The 17,755-nt window shown below is 74.8% G+C and carries 17 protein-coding genes; 10 read left to right on the top strand and 7 right to left on the bottom strand.

Going from position 1 to position 17,755, the window contains the following annotated elements:
- Nucleotides 1–115 precede the first annotated feature (115 nt).
- Nucleotides 116–712, bottom strand: a complete 597-nt coding sequence (locus ACIRRS_RS17975) for a hypothetical protein (RefSeq protein ID WP_402971637.1) — start codon at nucleotides 710–712, stop codon at nucleotides 116–118.
- A 193-nt stretch (nucleotides 713–905) separates the two neighbouring features.
- Here ACIRRS_RS17975 and ACIRRS_RS17970 point away from each other — a divergent pair, with 193 nt between their 5' ends.
- The 3 genes from ACIRRS_RS17970 to ACIRRS_RS17960 all read left to right on the top strand — a co-directional run bounded on the left by ACIRRS_RS17970 (nucleotide 906) and on the right by ACIRRS_RS17960 (nucleotide 3,112).
- Complete coding sequence (locus ACIRRS_RS17970; protein ID WP_402971636.1) at nucleotides 906–1,340, top strand: XRE family transcriptional regulator; 435 nt, start codon at nucleotides 906–908, stop codon at nucleotides 1,338–1,340.
- Nucleotides 1,341–1,452: 112 nt separating this feature from the next.
- Nucleotides 1,453–1,902: a hypothetical protein gene (locus ACIRRS_RS17965; protein WP_402971634.1), complete on the top strand. Its 450-nt coding sequence runs from the start codon at nucleotides 1,453–1,455 to the stop codon at nucleotides 1,900–1,902.
- On the top strand, nucleotides 1,889–3,112 hold the full coding sequence (locus tag ACIRRS_RS17960) for an MAB_1171c family putative transporter (protein WP_402971632.1): 1,224 nt from the start codon (nucleotides 1,889–1,891) through the stop codon (nucleotides 3,110–3,112). Before ACIRRS_RS17965 ends, ACIRRS_RS17960 begins: the two co-directional genes overlap by 14 nt.
- 68 nt (nucleotides 3,113–3,180) lie before the next feature.
- On the opposite strand, the gene ACIRRS_RS17955 is transcribed toward ACIRRS_RS17960, so the two are convergent.
- The 3 genes from ACIRRS_RS17955 to ACIRRS_RS17945 form a co-directional block, all read right to left on the bottom strand.
- Nucleotides 3,181–3,861 carry an ArsR/SmtB family transcription factor gene (locus tag ACIRRS_RS17955; protein WP_402971630.1) on the bottom strand — a complete coding sequence of 227 codons (681 nt, stop codon included), beginning with the start codon at nucleotides 3,859–3,861 and terminating at the stop codon, nucleotides 3,181–3,183.
- A 61-nt stretch (nucleotides 3,862–3,922) separates the two neighbouring features.
- Nucleotides 3,923–5,299 (bottom strand): hypothetical protein, encoded by a 1,377-nt coding sequence (locus tag ACIRRS_RS17950; RefSeq protein WP_402971628.1) that lies wholly within the window; start codon nucleotides 5,297–5,299, stop codon nucleotides 3,923–3,925.
- Nucleotides 5,300–5,376: 77 nt separating this feature from the next.
- Nucleotides 5,377–6,207 (bottom strand): oxidoreductase, encoded by an 831-nt coding sequence (locus ACIRRS_RS17945; protein ID WP_402971626.1) that lies wholly within the window; start codon nucleotides 6,205–6,207, stop codon nucleotides 5,377–5,379.
- Between the two features lie 117 nt (nucleotides 6,208–6,324).
- Here ACIRRS_RS17945 and ACIRRS_RS17940 point away from each other — a divergent pair, with 117 nt between their 5' ends.
- A complete protein-coding gene (locus ACIRRS_RS17940; RefSeq protein ID WP_402971625.1) occupies nucleotides 6,325–6,765 on the top strand; it encodes a MerR family transcriptional regulator in 441 nt (146 codons plus the stop codon).
- 7 nt (nucleotides 6,766–6,772) lie between these two features.
- On the opposite strand, the gene ACIRRS_RS17935 is transcribed toward ACIRRS_RS17940, so the two are convergent.
- Nucleotides 6,773–7,462, bottom strand: a complete 690-nt coding sequence (locus ACIRRS_RS17935) for a response regulator (RefSeq protein WP_402971623.1) — start codon at nucleotides 7,460–7,462, stop codon at nucleotides 6,773–6,775.
- A complete protein-coding gene (locus ACIRRS_RS17930) occupies nucleotides 7,459–8,718 on the bottom strand; it encodes a sensor histidine kinase (protein ID WP_402971621.1) in 1,260 nt (419 codons plus the stop codon). Before ACIRRS_RS17930 ends, ACIRRS_RS17935 begins: the two co-directional genes overlap by 4 nt.
- Nucleotides 8,719–8,978: 260 nt before the next feature.
- On the opposite strand from ACIRRS_RS17930, the gene ACIRRS_RS17925 reads away from it, so the two are divergent.
- Both ACIRRS_RS17925 and ACIRRS_RS17920 read left to right on the top strand, forming a co-directional pair.
- The gene (locus tag ACIRRS_RS17925) at nucleotides 8,979–11,183 is read left to right on the top strand and encodes an MMPL family transporter (protein ID WP_402971620.1); all 2,205 of its coding nucleotides are present in this window, start codon (nucleotides 8,979–8,981) and stop codon (nucleotides 11,181–11,183) included.
- A gap of 376 nt (nucleotides 11,184–11,559) precedes the next feature.
- Nucleotides 11,560–12,651, top strand: a complete 1,092-nt coding sequence (locus ACIRRS_RS17920; RefSeq protein WP_402971618.1) for a vWA domain-containing protein — start codon at nucleotides 11,560–11,562, stop codon at nucleotides 12,649–12,651.
- Nucleotides 12,652–12,729: 78 nt separating this feature from the next.
- Here the strand turns inward: ACIRRS_RS17920 and ACIRRS_RS17915 are convergent, their stop codons facing one another.
- Entirely contained in the window at nucleotides 12,730–13,536 is an 807-nt protein-coding gene (locus tag ACIRRS_RS17915) for an NAD(P)H-binding protein (protein WP_402971653.1), read from the bottom strand.
- A 92-nt stretch (nucleotides 13,537–13,628) separates the two neighbouring features.
- Here ACIRRS_RS17915 and ACIRRS_RS17910 point away from each other — a divergent pair, with 92 nt between their 5' ends.
- From ACIRRS_RS17910 to ACIRRS_RS17895, 4 genes are all read left to right on the top strand, one after another.
- Nucleotides 13,629–14,048 carry a winged helix-turn-helix transcriptional regulator gene (locus ACIRRS_RS17910; protein ID WP_402971615.1) on the top strand — a complete coding sequence of 140 codons (420 nt, stop codon included), beginning with the start codon at nucleotides 13,629–13,631 and terminating at the stop codon, nucleotides 14,046–14,048.
- Between the two features lie 66 nt (nucleotides 14,049–14,114).
- Entirely contained in the window at nucleotides 14,115–14,789 is a 675-nt protein-coding gene (locus ACIRRS_RS17905) for a TetR/AcrR family transcriptional regulator (RefSeq protein ID WP_402971612.1), read from the top strand.
- Between the two features lie 50 nt (nucleotides 14,790–14,839).
- Nucleotides 14,840–16,399: an FAD-dependent monooxygenase gene (locus ACIRRS_RS17900; RefSeq protein WP_402971609.1), complete on the top strand. Its 1,560-nt coding sequence runs from the start codon at nucleotides 14,840–14,842 to the stop codon at nucleotides 16,397–16,399.
- A gap of 82 nt (nucleotides 16,400–16,481) precedes the next feature.
- A complete protein-coding gene (locus tag ACIRRS_RS17895) occupies nucleotides 16,482–17,753 on the top strand; it encodes a serine/threonine-protein kinase (protein ID WP_402971606.1) in 1,272 nt (423 codons plus the stop codon).
- The last annotated feature ends 2 nt before the right edge of the window (nucleotides 17,754–17,755 follow it).

Genomic DNA, 17,755 nt, shown 5'->3' with positions numbered 1-17,755 from the left:
ACGAGCGGGTCGGGGTGGGGGCGGGGCTGCCCGCCCACCCGCCCCGACGGGGGGGGGGGGGGGGGGGGATGTCGGCCCGGCCGACTTCCCGCGCACCCCGTACTCGTCGGTCCGGTCAGCAGGACGCCGGCGTGGGCGCGGTGATCACGGAGTCCCAAGCGAAGCCGGCGATCTGGTTGGTGCGGTCGACGACGAGGTCGAAGAGGTGCACCCGGCCGTCGGTGTCCGTGTTGTAGAGGCTGCAGATGGGGGCCACGGTGTCACCGGGGTTGGCGACCAGGTAGCCCCAGTCGGCGTGCGGGTACAGGTGCACCCACGTCTGGGTGGTGACGGTGCCGGGGGTGCCGATGACGCCGCAGTCGGTGGTCGACGGGACGGTCAGGTAGCTCTCCAGGGTGTACCCGGCGAAGGACTTGTTGTGGTCGAGGACCAGGTCCCAGGCCGCCCCGTTCGACCAGACCCGGCACACGGCGGCGATGTCGTCGCCCCGGTTGACCACCAGGTGGCCGGAGTCGTAGTTCGGCAGGAAGTGCACCCAGGCGGAGTCGAGGCTCGGGATCAGCCCCGAGCCGTTCCCGACCCCGGTGATGTTGGCGGAGCCCGCCGTCACCGCCGGCCGCTGCTCGGCGGCGGAGGCCGCGGGGGCGAGGCTGGTGGCCGTGGCGAGGGCCAGGGCGGCGAGAGCCAGTGCGGGCTTGAAGACGTTCCTCATGCTGATCTCCTCCGTTGGCTGTTCTCGTGGACCGAGACGGGCCTTGTCATCTCCCCTGTAACTGTTGCCAGTTGATGACTTCGGCCCGTCTCGTAAATCTGAGTTTATAGACGACCGACGCCCTGTCAACTGCCCCCGGGAGCGGACGCTCGTCAACTAGACTTGACCAGCGAGAACGTCATGGAGGTGCACCGTGCCCGAGCAGCAGTCAGGTCCCACGTCGCTGGCCGAGCGGCTCGACCGGCTCTTCCGCACCGTGCACCCGGCCGGGCGGGACGAGTACACCTACGAGGAGGTCGCCACCGCCATCCGCGAGAGCGGCACGACGATCTCCCACACCTACGTCTGGCAACTGCGCAAGGGCGTCCGCGACAACCCGACCATGCGCCACCTCGAAGGGCTCGCGAAGTTCTTCGGCGTCCCCGCCTCGTACTTCCTCGACGAGGACGTCACCGCGATCGACGCACAGCTCCAGCTCCTCGCCGCGCTGCGGGACGCGCCGGTGCGCACCATCGCACTGCGCGCGTCCGGTCTCTCGCCCTCGGGGCTCGCCGCGATCCAGGCCATGGTCGAGCACGCCCGCACGCTGGAGGGGCTGCCCGACGACCCCGCTGCCCCGCCCGCGTAGCCGGTCCGGCCGGATCCCCGGACCGGCCGACAAGGCCCCGTGGTTGTCGGTAGCCTGACGAGCGACGGCATCGGGGGGCGTCATGGGGTTGGGGCGGCGGCGTGTGCGGTGGTTGCGCACCCGGCTCGAAGGACTGGACCTCCCGCGCCCGTTCAGCGTCGACGCCCTGTGCGAGCAACTGGCGCGGGACAGGGGTCGGCCGCTGCACCTGCTGCCCCTGCCCGGTCCGCCCGGGCCGGGCAGGCCCTGCGGACTGTGGATCGCGACCCCGACGGTCGACTACGTCTTCCACGCGCACGGGACGAGTGCCCTGCACCGGCAGAACATCGTCCTCCACGAACTCGGCCACATGCTCTGCGAGCACACCGGCCTCGGCGGCGCCGAGATCGCCCCGATGTTCTCCCTGCTCGATCCCGCCGTGGTCGGACGTGTCCTCGCCCGCGGCGGCTACTCGACCCCGCAGGAGGAGGAGGCCGAGCTGATGGCCGCGCTCATCCTCGAACGCGCGGGCTGGCCCGGCCGCGACCCCAGCCCCCTCGGAGACCTCGATGACCTGTTCTGATCCCACCGGGGTGGCCCAGGCGGGGCCTGACCCCGTATGGCTCGCCATCCTGGCCGGCCTCTGGTTCGCCGCCCTGCTGCTCGCAGCCCGGTTCGCCCGCTCCCCGCGCCGCAGGCCGGCCGCACTCCTGCTCCTGTTCGTCAGCGGTGCCGTGACGCTCACCGGGTACGCCACCCGGCGCTCGTTCGACGCCGCCACCGGTGTCCCCGACGGCGCCATCCTGGCGGGTCACCTCCTGGGCGTGGCGGCCGTGGCCGCCGTCCTGGAACTGGCGGCCGCGCTGACCGGTGCGACCGCCCCGGCCCGGCGCAGGCTGCGGACGGCCCAACTGCTGCTCGCCGTCGGCGCGTTGGGCCTGGTCGTGCTGTTCGTCCCGGTGCCACGCGCCCTCGACCACCCCGACTTCGGCTGCTGGGAGTCCTCCTCGCCGCTCGTCGTCGCCTACCAACTGCTCTACCAGGCCTGCCTGGCCACAGGTCTGGTGGTCGCCGGCCTGCTCGTCCGGCCGCGGGTGCGCACCGTCGGCACCCGGCTGCACCGCGGCGCGCTGCGGATGGTCGTCGCCGGCTGCCTGGCGGGTCTGGCCTACGTGGTGGTGCGCTGCTGGTACCTGCTCGCGTACGGCTTCGACCTGCCGTACCCGCTGACCGGCGGCCTCCCGGGGACCGTCCCGGTCCTGCTGCTGGAGTCCGCCCTGGTCCTGTTCGGCGTCGGGCTGCTCGCCCCCGCCGCGTACCGCGCCACCGTGTTCCTGCGCCGACTCGTCCGCTACCACCGCCTGCGTCCGCTGTGGGTCCTGCTCGGCGGGGCCGCCCCCGGACACGTCCTCGGCCCCGTGCACCCGCGCTGGGCGGACCTGCTCGACCTCCGGGGCGTCGAGCGCAGGCTGTACCGGCGGACGATCGAGATCCGTGACGCCCAGTGGGAGTTGGCCGGCTACGTCTCCCCGGCGATGGCCGAGGCCGCCGTCGGCCCCCCGTCGAGCGAGGACGCGCTCCTGGCGACGGAGGCGCTGCACCTGGAGCTCGCGCTGCGCGCCAGGTCGGCCGGGCTTCCGTGCACGGACGCGAGGGAGGCCGCCGCGTGGACGGGCGGTGCGGATCTGGACGCCGAGGCCGGCGCGTTGCTGGCGCTCCAGCGACTGAGGGCCGAGCCGTGGGTGCAGGCCGCCGCCGGGGGCGTCCTGGCGACGGGGGAGCGAACGGGCTGAGGGGGGTGTCGGAGGCCGCCGCCGGGCCGGACGGGCCTCCCGTCGTCGGGCCACAGGGGGCGGCGTCCTCAGAGTTCGACGCCCAGGAGGTCGCGGAAGGCGCGGGTGCCCTCGGGGGTGAGGGCGAGGGCGCGGCCGGTGCCGACGGGGTGGAGCCAGTCGCGGGTGAGGGCGGTGGTGCGCAGGGCCGCGCCGAGGGCGCCGGCGAGGTGGGGGCGGCGTTCGGTCCAGTCGAGGCAGGAGCGGACGAGGGGGCGGCGGGAGCGGGCGGGGGGTGAGAAGGCGAGGGAGTCGGCGAGCCAGGCGCGGCCGGTGGGGGTGACGGCGAGGCCGGAGTCGGTGGCGACCAGGCCGCGGTCGATCATCGCGTCGGCGAGGGCGACGCCGAGGCGGCCGGCCAGGTGGTCGTAGCAGGTGCGGGCGCGGGCCTCGGCGGTGAGGCGGGTCGACTCGCGCAGGGAGGTGGGCCGCGGGGCGGGCGGGGAGTAGGAGGAGAGCGTCTCGACCAGGGTGGCCGCCTCCGGGCCCGCCAGGCGGACGTAGCGGTGGCGGCCCTGGCGCTCCTCGGTGAGCAGGCCGCCCGCGATGAGCCGGGAGAGGTGCTCGCTGGCGGTGGAGGGCCGCACCCCCGCGTGCCGGGCGAGCTCGCCCGCCGTCCAGGCGCGGCCGTCGAGCAGCGCCAGGCAGAAGGCGGCGCGGGTGCGGTCGGCGAGGAGGGCGGCCGTTTCGGCGAGGGCGAGTGGGGGCATGCGGCCATGATGGCGTACGGACGGTTCGGCGGGCGCCGAACCGTCCGTGCCCGCGCGGGCCTCATCGTCGCAGGCGGCGGGCGGCCTCGGCGAACAGTTCGGGCAGCGGTCCGGGGTAGGGGCGCAGCAGGGAGCGGACCTCCCGCCACAGGCCCGGGGGCGACGGGGCGGAGCCCAGGGTGGTGGCCACGTGTTCGAGGGTCGCGCGGTGCACGGCCTCGCGGCCGCCGCCGGGCTCCTGCTCGTGGGCGTGGAAGGAGGAGGTCTGCCCCGCGCAGACGACCACGGAGACGGCGGGCCGGGCCCGGCGCACGGCCGTCGCCGCGTCGAGCAGCCCCAGTTCGACGGCGGAGAACAGGTGATCGGTCGTCACGCCCCGGCCCAGCGGCGTCACGTCCAGCACGGCGGCCGGGCTCGGGGCGGCCAGCGGCCCCGGGTCCAGCGGTTGGCGGTGGTACGGCCGGGGGCCCGGCACCGGGCGCGGCTCGGGCGGCGGCGGGGGCTGCCGGGGCGGCAGCCCGTGCGGGGCCGGGCGGCCGGTGCGCAGGGCCCAGGCCGTGTCGGCGGGGCAGTCGGGGTGGTCGGCGAGGTCCCCGCGCATCACCTTGGGCACCTGCCCGAGCAGCCCGGCCGCGCGGATGACGGCCCAGTCCGGCGCGTACGGCTCCATGAGGGAGGAGCCGCCCCGCCGGTGCAGCCGGCGCTCCTCCGGTGTCCGTACCTCCCGGAGCCGGGCGAGCAGCGCCCCGGCGCCGAGCAGCCGCTGCTCGGCGCTGGTGAGGTACGGCTCGGGGTCGGCCTCCGCGCAGGCCGCGACCACCAGCCGGGTCGCCTCGTCGAGTTCGGCCCCCGCCGGGAGCGTGGCCGCCAGGCGCCGGACCCGCTCGGGGCCGTCGGCGAGGCGGACGGTGCGCCAGGCGGCGGCCCACTCGGTGGGCCGCACCGGCTTCTGCCCGCCGTGGAGGGCGGTGCGCCGGTCGAGCAGCGCCGCCGCCACGAGGTCCGGCTCGCCGGAGAGCAGGGCCCGGCGGTGGTGGTCCGACCGGTACGCGGGCGCGGCGGCGACGGTGGCGGGGTCGCGCAGCCGCAGGCGCCGCTCGGTCTCGTACCCGCGCCGGTGGTTCCCGGCCAGCGCCCGGTCGATCCCCGGGTCGTCGAGGTCCAGGAGCCGCCGCTGCACCGCCTCGCTGTGGACGGTGCGCGCCAGCGCGTACCTGACCCGGTACGTCCCCTCGGTGACGGCGCTCGCGGTGACCACCGGCGGCGGGTCGACGTGGTACTGGAAGAGGAGCGGGTCCACCCCTACCAACTCGTCCAGCGCGGCGGGCCGTTGGGCCTCGGGCAGCAGGGCGAGCAGGCAGCCGAGGTCGAAGTGGAGGTTCAGGCCCTGGGTGAACTCCTGGTACGCGCTGCGCCCGCCCTGCCCGGTGCCGGTCACGGCCCCGTCCTTCCTGTCGACCCGTCGACCCGTCGGTCCGTCGGTCCGTCGACCCGTCCGGACCCTAGCAGCCGGGCTCAGGAGAAGGAGGTGGAGAGCGCGACGTGCCGCCACCGGTCGAGCTCGCCGCGGACGCGGTCCAGCTTCGCCTCGACGCGCTCGATCGCGTCCGCGCCCAACTGGAGCCGCAGCGGCGGCTCCTCGGCCTCGGTGACGTCGACGATCGCCCTGGCGGCCTTCGCCGGGTCGCCCGGCTGGCGGCCGTCGAAGTGCGCCATGGAGGCGCGGACGGCGCTCGTGCCCTCGGCGTAGTCGGGGATGGCGGCGGGCAGGGTGCGGATGCTGGGGGCGCTCAGGAAGTCCGTGCGGAAGCCGCCCGGTTCGACGATCGTGACGCGGACCCCGACCGGGGCGAGTTCGGCGTGCAGCGCCTCGCTGACGCCTTCGAGGGCGAACTTCGAGGCGCCGTACACGCCCACCGCGGGCGCGGTGGCGAAGCCGCCGACCGAGCCGATGGTGAGGACGTGTCCGGAGCGCTGGGCGCGCAGCGTCGGCAGGGTCGCGCGCAGGGTGTTGAGGACACCGAACACGTTGACGTCGAAGAGGGCGCGGGCCTCCTCGTCCGAGGTCTCCTCGACGGCGCCGACGATGCCGTACCCGGCGTTGTTGACCACGACGTCGATCCGGCCGAACCGCTCCAGCCCGGCCGCGACCGCCTTCGCGAGCTGCTCGGGGGAGGTCACGTCCGCGCTCACCGCCAGGAGGCCCTCGGGTCGCTCGGGGTGCGCGGCGAGGACGGCGGAGGCGTCGCGCGCCGTGGCGATCACGGCGTGCCCGCGCTCCAGCGCCTCGCGGGTGATCTCCGCGCCGAGGCCGCGCGAGGCCCCGGTGATGAACCAAACGCCCATGGTCACTCCTGCTGATCGGATGGTGATGTGACTGACCGGCCCGATGCGATGAACCGATGGCCCGACGCTAGGTCCTAGAGTCGGGTCTAGATCAACAGTCGACACGGGGGAGGGTCCGTGGACCTGAGCATCGGCGAGGTCGCGCAGCGCAGCGGCCTGAGCGTCCACGCGCTGCGGTTCTACGAGCGGGAGGGGCTGTTCGCCAACCCCGTACGGCGCCTGCCCAGCGGCCGCCGGGTCTACCACGAGGAGGACCTGGAGTGGCTGGCGGTCTGCGTGCGGCTGCGCTCCTCGGGCATGTCGCTGGCGCAGATCCGCGAGTACATCGACCTGGCCCGCCGGGGGCCGGGCAACGAGGCGGAGCGGCTGGAGGTGCTGCGTCGCCACGAGAGCCATGTGCGGGGCCAGATCGAGGAGTTGGAGGAGACCCTGGCGGTGGTGCGGGAGAAGGTGCGCATCTACGAGGAGCACCTCGCGCGCGGCGAGGCGGACCGGCTGTGGAACCCCTCCCGCCCCTACGGCGGCCCTGCGGAGGCGCCGGAGGGCTGCGCCGGGTAGGGGCGGGTCAGTCCGGCGTGCGGGCGGTGACCAGGCCGGTCTCGTAGGCGGCGATGACGGCCTGGGCGCGGTCCCGGACGTCGAGCTTGCCGAAGAGGCTGGTGATGTGGTTCTTCACCGTCGACTGGCTGATCTCCATGGCCAGCGCGATCGCCGCGTTGTCCAGGCCGGTCGCCATCAGCCGCCACACCTCGACCTCCCGGGGCGTCAGCTCGGCCCCGGCCACCACCACCGGGGCCGTCGGCGCGGCGGCGGGGGCGGGCGCGCGGACGTACGCCGAGATCAGCCGGGTGAGCAGGCGCGGGGCGACGGCCGCCTCCCCGGCGTGCACCGTCCGGATCGCCGTGGCCAGCTCCTCCGGGGAGACGTCCTTGGGCAGGAAGCCGTGCGCGCCCGCCCGCAGCGCGGAGACCACGTACTCGTCCATGTCGAAGGTGCTGAGCGCCAGCACCCGGCACTCGGGCAGGACGCGGGCCAGCTCCTCCGTCGCGCCGACGCCGTCCAGGACGGGCATCCGGATGTCCATCACCACGACGTCCGGGCGCAGCCGCAGGGCGGCGGCCACGGCCCGCTCGCCGTCCTCGGCCTCGCCGACCACCTCGAAGGCCGGGTCGGGGGAGAGGATCAGGGACAGGCCGCGCCGCACCAGCGGCTGGTCGTCCACGATGAGCACACTGATCGGGGCCTCGCCGGTCATCGGGCCGTCTCCTCGCCGCGTACGGAACTGTTCTGGACGGACCCGCTCTGCGCGGGCCCGGAGTGCGCGGAGCCGCTCTGCGTGGACCCGGACTGCACGGCCGCCTCGGCCGACTCGTCGGAGCTGAGCGGCAGTTCGGCCAGCACCGCGAACCCGCCGCCCGGCCGGGGCCCGGCCTCCAGGGTGCCGCCGTGCAGGGCGACGCGTTCGCGCATGCCCACCAGGCCGTAGCCCGCCGGGCCCGTCTTCTCCGGCGGGGGCGCGCCCCCGCCGTCGTCGCGCACCTCCACGGTGACGCTGTCCGGCCCGTACTCCAGGCGGACGGCGGCCCGGGCGGGGCCCGCGTACTTGCGGGCGTTGGTCAGGCCCTCCTGGACGATCCGGTACACCGTCAGCCCGACGGTCGGCGGCAGCGGGCGCCGGGGCCCGTCCACGGTGAGCTCGGTGGGCAGCCCGGCCAGGCAGGACTCGTCCACCAACTGCTGGACGTCCTCCGCCCCGGGCTGCGGCGCGGGCGGGGCCGCCTCCGTCTCGTCGTCGGCCCGCAGGACGGTCAGCAGCTGGCGCATCTCGCGCAGCGCCAGCCGCCCCGAGGACTCCAGGGTGACGAGGGAGTCCCGGACGACCTCCGGCCGGGCGAGGTTGGCCCGGGCGCCGCCGGCCATCAGCTGCATGGTGGTGATGTGGTGCGCCACGATGTCGTGCAACTCCCGTGCGATGCGCCGCCGTTCCTCCGCCACCGCGCGGTCGGCGAGCAGCCGGCGGTTGGCCGCGACCTCGCGCTGCCAGCGGGCGACGGCCAGGCCCGCGCTGCTGACCATGACGGCGGAGATGAGCGAGGCGAGCGAGTCGGCCACGGACGTCGGGTGGTAGTGGCTCTGGTTCAGCGCCGTGACCACCGCCGTGACGAGTGTGGCCGCCGCCGTCACCGGGAGCGTGCAGGTGCTGCTGACGGAGTACAGCGCGATGACGAGCACCGCGCCGAAGTGGACGGTCACCGGCCCGGACAGGTCGGTCGCGGCCTGGAGGACCAGGACGCCGGCCAGCGCCGTCAGGGGGTGGGTGCGCCGGGCGAGCAGCGGCAGGCCGGACACGGCGACGAGGAGGAAGCTCAGCACCGTCACCTGGTGCCCCTCCACGACCTGGCCGACGAGCACCCGGGCGAGCAGGTCCAGCGCCGTGGCGACGACGACCACCAGGGCGTCGGCCTGGCTCCAGAGCGGTGCCCCGCGCCCCTGGCCCCGACGTCCGTCCATCTGTTTCCTCCCGGGTCATCCGTGCTGACCTGGCCATTCTCGCATCGGCCGGCAGGCGCGGGGCTCGTCCCCAGGGGCGAGGAACGGGGAGGGCGGACCAGGACCACGCTCCCAGGTGGGGGCCCGCCGGGGGAGCCAGGACCCCGCTGCGGATCGTCCGCGACTCGGACGCCCGGCGCCGATTCCCCTGATGGTCTGGATACAGGCCGGGAACCCCCGGCGCCGAAGCCGACGCAAGCGTCGCTGAGCCGGAGGACAACGTGATCCGCGCACTGACCGGATTCTCCACGAGACACGCCTGGAAGGTCATCATCGTCTGGGTCGTGGTGGCCGTGGGGATGAGCGTCGTCGCCCCGATGCTGCTGCCCCGGGTGACGCAGTCCCAGACCGGGGACTTCCTGCCGAAGAGCTACGACTCGGCCGTCGCGATGCGCATCGCCGAGGAGAACTTCGGGGTGCGGTCGGACGCCGTCACCGTCACCGTGCTGGTCGCCCGTACGGACGGGGCCAAGCTCGGCGCCGCCGACCAGCACCAGATCGAGGACGTGGCGGCGAAGCTCGCCAAGCGCCGGGTCGTGATGCCCCGGAACCACGACGAGCCCGACTTCATGACCAACGACCGCTCCCAGACGCCCAAGATCGCGCCCGCCGCGATGGCGCCGGACCGCAGCTTCGAGCTGCTCACCGTCGAACTGACCGGCAACCCGCAGGAGGAGGGCGTCCAGGGCGTCTACCGGGCCTTCCGCGACAGCGCCCGCACCGAGTTCGCCGAGACGGGGATGCGCACCGGGTTCACCGGCTCCCTCGCCCAGCTCAACGACACCGTCAAGGACCACGAGACGGCCGCGAAGATCGGCGGCGCGCTGATCATGGGCCTGATCGTGCTGCTCAACGTGCTGGTCTTCCGCAGCGTGCTCGCGGCCCTGCTGCCGCTGCTCGCCGTCTCCTTCGTCGGGATCGCGGCCTCGGGCGTGGTGGCCGCCGCGGCCGACCTCGCCGGCCTCAAGCTGGACGCCGGCACTCCGACGCTGATCACCACCGTGCTGCTCGGCATCGGCATCGACTACCTGCTGTTCCTGCTCTTCCGCTTCCGCGAGCACCTGCGCTCGCACCCCGACCAGCCCGCCCGGACGGCCGCCGCCGAGGTCTCCGGCCGGGTCGGCACCGCGATCACCTCGGCCGCGCTGACCATCGTCGCCGCCTTCGCCACCCTGGGCGTCGCCAGCTTCGGCCAGTTCCGGTCCATGGGCCCGGCCATCGCGCTCGCCGTCCTGGTCATGCTGCTGGCCAGCCTCACCCTGATGCCCGCCCTGCTCGCCGCCTGCGGCCGCAAGATGTTCTGGCCCTCCCGCACCCTGCGGCACACGCCCCGCGAGGGCGTCGCCGCCCGGTACGGCCGATTCGTCGCCCGCCGTCCGCTGATGGTGCTGGCCGCCTCCGTCGCCCTGCTGGGCGCGCTGGCCGCCGGGACGGTCGGCATGAAGATGGACTACAGCCTGGGCGACGACAAGAAGACGGCCGCCGCCGCCACCGCCGCCGAGATCGCCCGGGCCATGCCGGCGGGCATCTCCGACCCGACCAGCGTCTACCTCACCGCCAAGGACGGCGCCGCCCTCGACGCCGGGCGCTTCGACGGGCTCGCAAAGGCCCTGGGCAAGGTCGAGGGCGTCGGGCAGGTCGCCCCGACCGTGATCAGCCAGGACCACCGGGCGGCCCGGATCGACCTCTACCTGAACGTCGACCCGCAGAGCGACAAGGCGCGCGCCCTCGCCTCCGGCCCCGTCCGGGCCGCCGTCGCGGCCAACGCCCCCGCGGGGACCAGCGGCCACGTCGGCGGGATCGCGGCGATCTTCGCGGACGTCGCCGACGCGGTGGACCACGACCTGGCCGTGGTCTTCCCGGTCGCGGCCGGCCTGATCGCGCTGATCCTGCTGCTGCTCCTGCGCAGCCTGCTCGCCCCGCTCGTGCTGATGATCGCCGTCGGCCTCGGCTTCGCCGCGACCCTCGGCGCCGCCACGATGGTCTTCCAGCACGGGCTGGACCGGCCCGGCGTCACCTTCACGCTGCCGCTGGTGCTGTTCCTGTTCGTCGTCGCGCTGGGCACCGACTACAACATCCTCATCACCGACCGCCTGCGGGAGGAGATGGGCCGCCCCGGCCCGGCCCGCGCCGCCGTGGCCCGCGCCGTCCAGCACACCGCCCCGGCCATCACGGCGGCGGGCATCGTCCTGGCGGGCTCCTTCGCCTCGCTGGTGGCCACCCCGGGCACCGAGCAGATGGCCTTCGCCCTGACCGTCGGCATCCTGCTCTCCGCCCTCGTCCTCTCCCTCGCCACCGTCCCGGCCGTCGCCGCCCTCCTCGGCCGCTCCCTCTGGTGGCCCCTGCGCCCCACCCACACCCCGACGGAGCCCCCGCGCACCGTCCCGACCCCCCAGCCCGCCCCGGACCACTTCGCCTCCTACTGACCGCCCCGCCCCCCGAACCCCGCAGGCCCGGCCCCCTCTCCCCGAGGGCCGGGCCTGCGGCCTTCGCCCCACCGGCTCGCGACCACTCCTCCACCCGCCGACCCCACCCTCGGAGCGTCGCAGGCCCGGCCTCCTCCCCCCCGGAGGCCGGGCCCGCGGCCGCCGCCACCCTCAATGCCCCGCAGGCCCGGCCGCCACCCCCGCGGAGGCCGGGCCCGCGGCTTCGGCCGGCCCCCGCCCGTCCGACCTGCTCTGCCCCCCGCAGGCCTGCCCCGCCGCAGGCCGGGTTCGCGGGAGGAGGGGGTGTCAGTGCTGGTTCGTAGGGTGGGAAGCACGTCGGAGGGGGCGCCGAGAGGCGTCGGGAAAGGGGCGGGCCATGGCTGCGAACCGGATCAAGCACAAGGTCAACCACGTGTCGCTCGTGGTCGACAAGTCGGGCTCGATGGGTCCGCACGAGGGGCAACTCGTGCGGGTGGTGGACGAGTTCGTGAAGGGGCTCCAGGAGGAGTCGGACCGGCTCGGGCACGAGACGCGGATCAGCCTCTACGCGTTCGACCACCAGGTGCAGAACCTGGTGTGGGACATGGACGTCAAGCACCTGCCGTCGCTGCACGGCCTCTACAAGGTCGACAGCGGGGCGACGGCGCTGATCGAGGCGGCCGTGAAGTCCGTCGACGACCTGAAGAACATCTGGGAGGGCTACGGGGAGCACTCCTTCCTCCAGGTCGTCGTCACCGACGGCGAGGAGAACGCCTCCGGCTGCTCGGAGACCGGCGAGATGCACACCCGGATGAGCGCCGGCCGGGGCTCCGCCGTGCTGAAGAAGTGGCTGGGCCGGATCCAGAACGCGATGGACGAGCTGCCCGACCACTGGACGTCGGCGATCCTCGTCCCGAACTCGCTCGCCAAGCGCACCGCGCAGGAGTACGGCTTCCCGGCGGGCAACATCGCGATCTGGGACGCGGACTCCAGCCAGGGCGTGGAGGAGGCCATCGGCACGGTCAAGTCGGCCGCGACCAGCTTCCTGCGCGGCCGCGAACAGGGCGTGCGCGGCACCAGGAACCTGTTCGCGATGGGCCAGGACCTCAGCACCGCCGACGTGACGGCCAACCTGGACGCCCTGGCCGGCGGCAAGTACATCCTGCTGCCGGTCGACGAGCAGCTGCCGATCCGCGAGTTCGTCACCAGCTCCGGGCACGCCTACACGACCGGCTGCGCCTTCTACGAGCTGTCCAAGCGGGAGAAGATCCAGGGCACCAAGCAGCTCGCCGTGGCGGAGAAGGACCCGAAGACGGGCCGGATGACGGGCCGGGTGTTCTCCGGCCCGGCGGCTCGCCGGCTCCTCGGGCTGCCGAACGCGGAGGCGTCGGTGAAGCCGGGGGAGAACCCGGCGTACACCGTGTTCGTCCAGTCGACCTCCGTCAACCGGAAGCTGGTCCCCGGGACGAAGCTGCTCGTGATGCTCTGAAGGCTCTGAAGGCTCTGACCGCGTGATGCTCCGAGGGCTCCGAGGGCTCCGAGGGCTCCGACCCCGGGGGCCCGGGGCTCAGGGCCGGTTCGCGGCGGCCGCCGCGACGGCGAGGGGCAGCGGGTCCCGGGCCGGGCGGCCCAGGAGGGCCGCCAGGTCCGGGGCGGGGGCGGCGAGGAAGCCGTGGCGGACGGCGGTGGCGATGGAGGCGGCCATCGGGGGCTGGAAGGGCAGCAGGCCGGGGGCCTGCGCGAGGCGGCGGCGGTGCTCGGCCAGGCCGATGGTGCGGTGGGGGACTCCGAGACGGGCGGCGACCTGGCCCGCCGTGACGGGCGCGCCGACCAGGTCGTAGACCCGTCCGGCGTGCGGGCCCGGGTCGGTGGCGACGGCGGCCGCGGCCTCGGCGAGGTCCGCACGGGCCACGGCCGCCAGGGCGCCCTCGCCGAACGGGGACTCCAGGGCCTCGCCCGCCCAGGTCAGCAGGCCGCCGAACAGTTCGGCGTACAGGCCGTTGCGCAGGATCGTCCAGGGCAGGCCGCTCGCCCGGACGAGCCGTTCGGTGGCGCGGTGGGCGAGGGCGAAGGCGAGATGGTCCCCGGCGGTGGTGAGGCTCGTGTAGACGAGGTGGCCGACGCCGTCCCGTACGGCGGCGTCCAGGACCGCCGCGTGCCGTGCGATGACCTGGTCGTCCTCGCCGACGCCGGCGGAGACCAGCACCAGGGTGGAGACCCCGGTGAGGTCGAGGCTCGCGGGATCGTCGAAGTCGAGGCGCCGCCCGCCCTCGCCGGGGGTGCGGCTGCCGCCCGTCGCGGGGGTGCCGGCGGACCGCAGCGCCGCGAGGGTGGCCGAGCCGAGGTGCCCGCCGGTTCCGGTCACCAGGATCATGGGGCTCATGGGGATCACGCCTTCCGTGGTTCTCTTCGGTAACTAGGCTTGATCCTCGACCGACCGTCCGGCGGCCACAAGGAGGCAGTTCCGTGTCACCCACGCACACCGGGGTAACCACCCCCGCCGCCCTCGACCCCTGCGGCCGTCAGGACCACCCGGACTGCGGCATCCGGGACGTGCTGGACCGCATCGGCGACAAGTGGTCCGTCCTCGTCATCGTCGAACTGGCAAGCGGGCCACGGAGGTTCAGGGAGCTCCAGCGCGCCGTCGAGGGCATCTCCCAGCGGATGCTGACCCTCACCGTCCGCCGCCTCGAACGCGACGGGCTGGTGCTGCGCACCGTCTACCCGACCGTCCCGGCCCAGGTCGACTACCGCCTCACCGGGACGGGCGCGGGCCTCACCCACCTGGTGAAGGCCCTCGCCGACTGGTCCCTCGCCCACCGCGCCGTCATCGCCGAGGCGCGGCACGTCTACGACGAGGCGCACCCGGACCACGACATCCGCTGACGGTTCCTAAAACTTGCCGCCACGGAAACATTGCCGTGGCGGCAAGTTTTGCCCTACGCTGCTCCCATGGCACCCGCAGACGAGACCCGTACGACCGCCGAGCGGCCCGAACAGCCCGGACGGCTCGAACAGCCAGAACAGCCCGGACTCCGCGAGCGCAAGAAGCAGGAGACCCGGGCCGCCCTGAGCCTGGCGGCGATCAGGCTCTGCGTCCTGCACGGCTGGGACGCGGTGACGGTCGACCGGATCGCGGCCGAGGCGAACGTCTCCGTCCGCACCTTCCGCAACTACTTCGCGGGCAAGGCCGAGGCGATCGCCTCCCGGCACGAGGAGCGGATGCGCCTCGTCGCCGCCGACCTGCTGGAGCGCCCGGCCGACGAGCCGCTCTGGGACGCGCTGCGCCACGCCGTCCTGGGGCGCTTCGCGCCACCCGGCGAGCCCGCGCCGCAGGACGGGCGCTGGCGCGAGGGCGTGCGGCTGATGCTGGCCGAACCGGCGCTGGCCGGGGAGCTGGTCAAGGCCAACGCCGCCGCCCAGCAGGAGCTGGCCGCGGCCGTCGCCCGGCGCACCGGCACGGACCTCGAGCGCGACCTCCACCCGCACCTGGTCGCGGCCGTCGTCGCGGCCGGCACCGGGGTGGCCGTCGAGCGCAGCCTGCGCGCGGACGGGTCGTCCGCGCCACTGGGCGCCGTCCTGGCCGAGGTCTTCGAGCGGCTCGCCGCCGGTCTGCCCGTTCCGTAGCGAATCGACGAGTGCCATGGTCCGTACCGCTTGCAGCGAGGAGATATGACATGAGCGCGACAGATATCGAGAATGTGATCATCGTGGGAGGTGGGCCCAACGGCCTCATGCTCGCCTGCGAACTGAGCCTGGCGGGCGTGCGCCCGATCGTCCTGGAGCAGCTCGACGAGCCCAGCACCGAACCCAAGGCCAACGGCCTCCTCGGCCAGGTGGTGCGCCTGGCCGACCACCGCGGCCTGTACGAGCCGCTCAGCGGCAGCGCGGAGCCCCCGAAGGCGAACTCCGCCTACTTCATGTTCGCGGCCATGGGCCTCAACCTCGCCCTGCTGGACGACAGCCCGATCCACGCCCTGCCCGTCCCGCAGCTGCGCATCGTCCAGGTCCTTGAGCAGCGCGCCCTCGAACTCGGCGTCGACCTGCGGCGCGGGTACCGGGTGGACGGCGTCTCCCAGGACGAGGAGGCGGTGACCCTCGACGTCACCGGCCCCGACGCCGCCCGGCGGCTGCGCGCCCGCTACGTGGTCGGCGCGGACGGCGCGCGCAGCCTGATCCGCAAGCACAGCGGCATCGGGTTCCCCGGCGTCAGCTACGACCGCCGCACCAACCGCACCGTCCACGCCACCGTCCCCGCCGACTGGATCGACCCGGCGAACGGCGCCCTCGTCGTCCCCGGCCACGGGCCCATCCTGCCCTTCCTGCCCCGGCGCACCGAGGCGGGCGGCTTCACGTACGCGCCGCTGCCGGGCCACCCGCCGCTGATCAGCACCACCGAATGGGACCAGCCCGCGACCGAGGAGCCGATGAGCCTGGCCGAGATGGAGGCGAGCGTGCGCCGCGTCCTCGGCGTCGACCTGCCGCTCGGCCCGCCGCCGGGGGAGGGCCCGCACGTGCTGCGCCGGCTCGACGGCGGCAACACCCGGGTCGCCGACCGCTTCCGCGAGGGCCGGGTGTTCCTGATCGGCGACGCCGCCCACGTCTATACCGCCGGCGGCGGCCCCGGCCTCAACCTCGGCCTCCAGGACGCCGCCAACCTCGGCTGGAAGCTCGCCGCCGCCCTGCGCGACACCGCCCCGCCCGGGCTGCTCGACAGCTACGACACCGAGCGCCGCCAGGCCGCCCGCCGCATGGTGCTCAACTCCGAGGCGCAGTCCGCCCTCACGGCCCCGGGCAGCGACATCACCGCCCTGCGCGAGCTGTTCGGCGAACTGCTCGCCCAGAAGGAGGTCGTCCGGCACCTCGCCGACCTCACCGCCGGTACGGACGTGCGCTACGAGATGGGCGTGGCCGACCCCCACCCGGCCGTCGGCCGCTTCGCGCCGGACCTGGAGCTGGGCACCGCCGCGGGGAAGGTCAGGATCGCCGAACTCGCGCGCGGGGCACGGCCGTTGCTCATCGACCTGACGGAGGACGGGAGCCTGGTGGCCGCGTTGGAGGGCGCCGAGCGCGAGGCCGTGGAGCCCGTCCTCGCCGAGGGCGGCCCGGAGGGCCTCACCGGGCTGCTGATCCGCCCGGACGGCTACGTCGCCTGGGCGGGCGCCTCGCCGAGCACCGACGCGGAAGCCGACCGGGACGGCCTGCGGCAGGCGATCGGGCGCTGGTTCGCGAGCTGACGGACCGCCACCCCGACCGGCCGGGGCCGAACGGTACGGCTACGCTCTGCTCTTGACCGTCGGCGGACAGGGGAGTCGGGCAGTGGTGGCGCGTGAGGTGCAGTCGGGGCAGGTGGTCGGCGGGAGGTACCGGCTGATCGCCCGCCTCGGGTCGGGCGGGTTCGGCCGGGTGTGGCGGGCCCGCGACGAGCGGCTCCGGGTGGACGTGGCCGTCAAGGAGCTCCGGCTCGCGGAGGAGGGCCGGCAGGCGGCCGGGCTGCGCGGCCACCCGAACATCCTCGCCGTGCAGGAGGTGCTGGTCGACGAGGGCCGGCCGTGGGCCGTCATGCCGCTGGTCGACGGCTGCTCCCTGGAGGAACTCCTCGACCGGTACGGCCCGTTGCCCGCCGACCGCGCCGTCCACCTCGCCCGGTGCCTGCTCACCGCGCTGGGCGCCGTGCACCGGGAGGGCCTCGCTCACGGCGGGGTGAACCCGGCCGCCGTACTGGTCGCCTCGGACTGGCAGGTGCTGCTCACGGGCTTCGGCGCGGAGCACCGGCCGCCGGAGTACGCGGCTCCGGGGTTCGCGGCTTCGGAGTACGCGGCCCCCGAGCGCCTGCGGGGCCAGGTCGGGCTGCCCGCGAGCGACCTGTTCTCGGTGGGCGCGACGCTGTTCCAGGCCGTCGAGGGCTACTCCCCGTTCCGGCGGGGCTCGGCCGAGGCCTCGCTCACGGCGGTACTGACCGAGGGGCCGCCGCCGGTGCGCGCCGGGTGGCCGCTGGACCGGCTGCTGCCCGCGCTGCTGCACAAGGACCCGGCCGGGCGGCCCTCGCCCGCCCAGGCGTTGGCGATGCTGACCGCCCCGTCCTCCCCTTCGGCTTCTTCGGGGACGGCGGCGACGGGCTGGCCCGCCGCCGCCGCGAGGCCCGCCCGGGGCGCGCTGGCGACACTCGACGAGCTGCGCGAGCGCGCGGCCCGGCGCAGGGCCCGCCGCCGGGTGACGCTGGCGGCCGCGGGCTCGGTGGTGCTGCTGGTCGCCGGGATCGGCGTCCCGGTCTACCTGCACGTGCAGGACTCGGGCCCCTGGCGCTCGGTGGACACCAAGGCCTGCCGGCTCGCGACGGGCCGCCTGACGGCCTTCGACAACGAGCACCCGACGGCGGGCGTCTTCCACGACTTCACGGAGGCCGACGCCGTCAGGGGCCTCTCCTCCGACCTCGCCGACGCCAGGCGCCAGGCCCACAACGCCGACCTGGTCGCGGCGCTGGACCGCGCCCACGCCTACCTGGACGACGGCATGATCCGCGTGACCGACAGGTCGGTCTGGCAGACCCGCCGGCAGGCCGTCCTCGACACCTGCAAGGGGCACTCCTGAGG

The sequence above is a fragment of the Kitasatospora sp. NPDC101183 genome, from assembly GCF_044767945.1.
GTDB lineage: Bacteria > Actinomycetota > Actinomycetes > Streptomycetales > Streptomycetaceae > Kitasatospora.
This window is presented reverse-complemented; position numbering and strand designations above follow the sequence as displayed.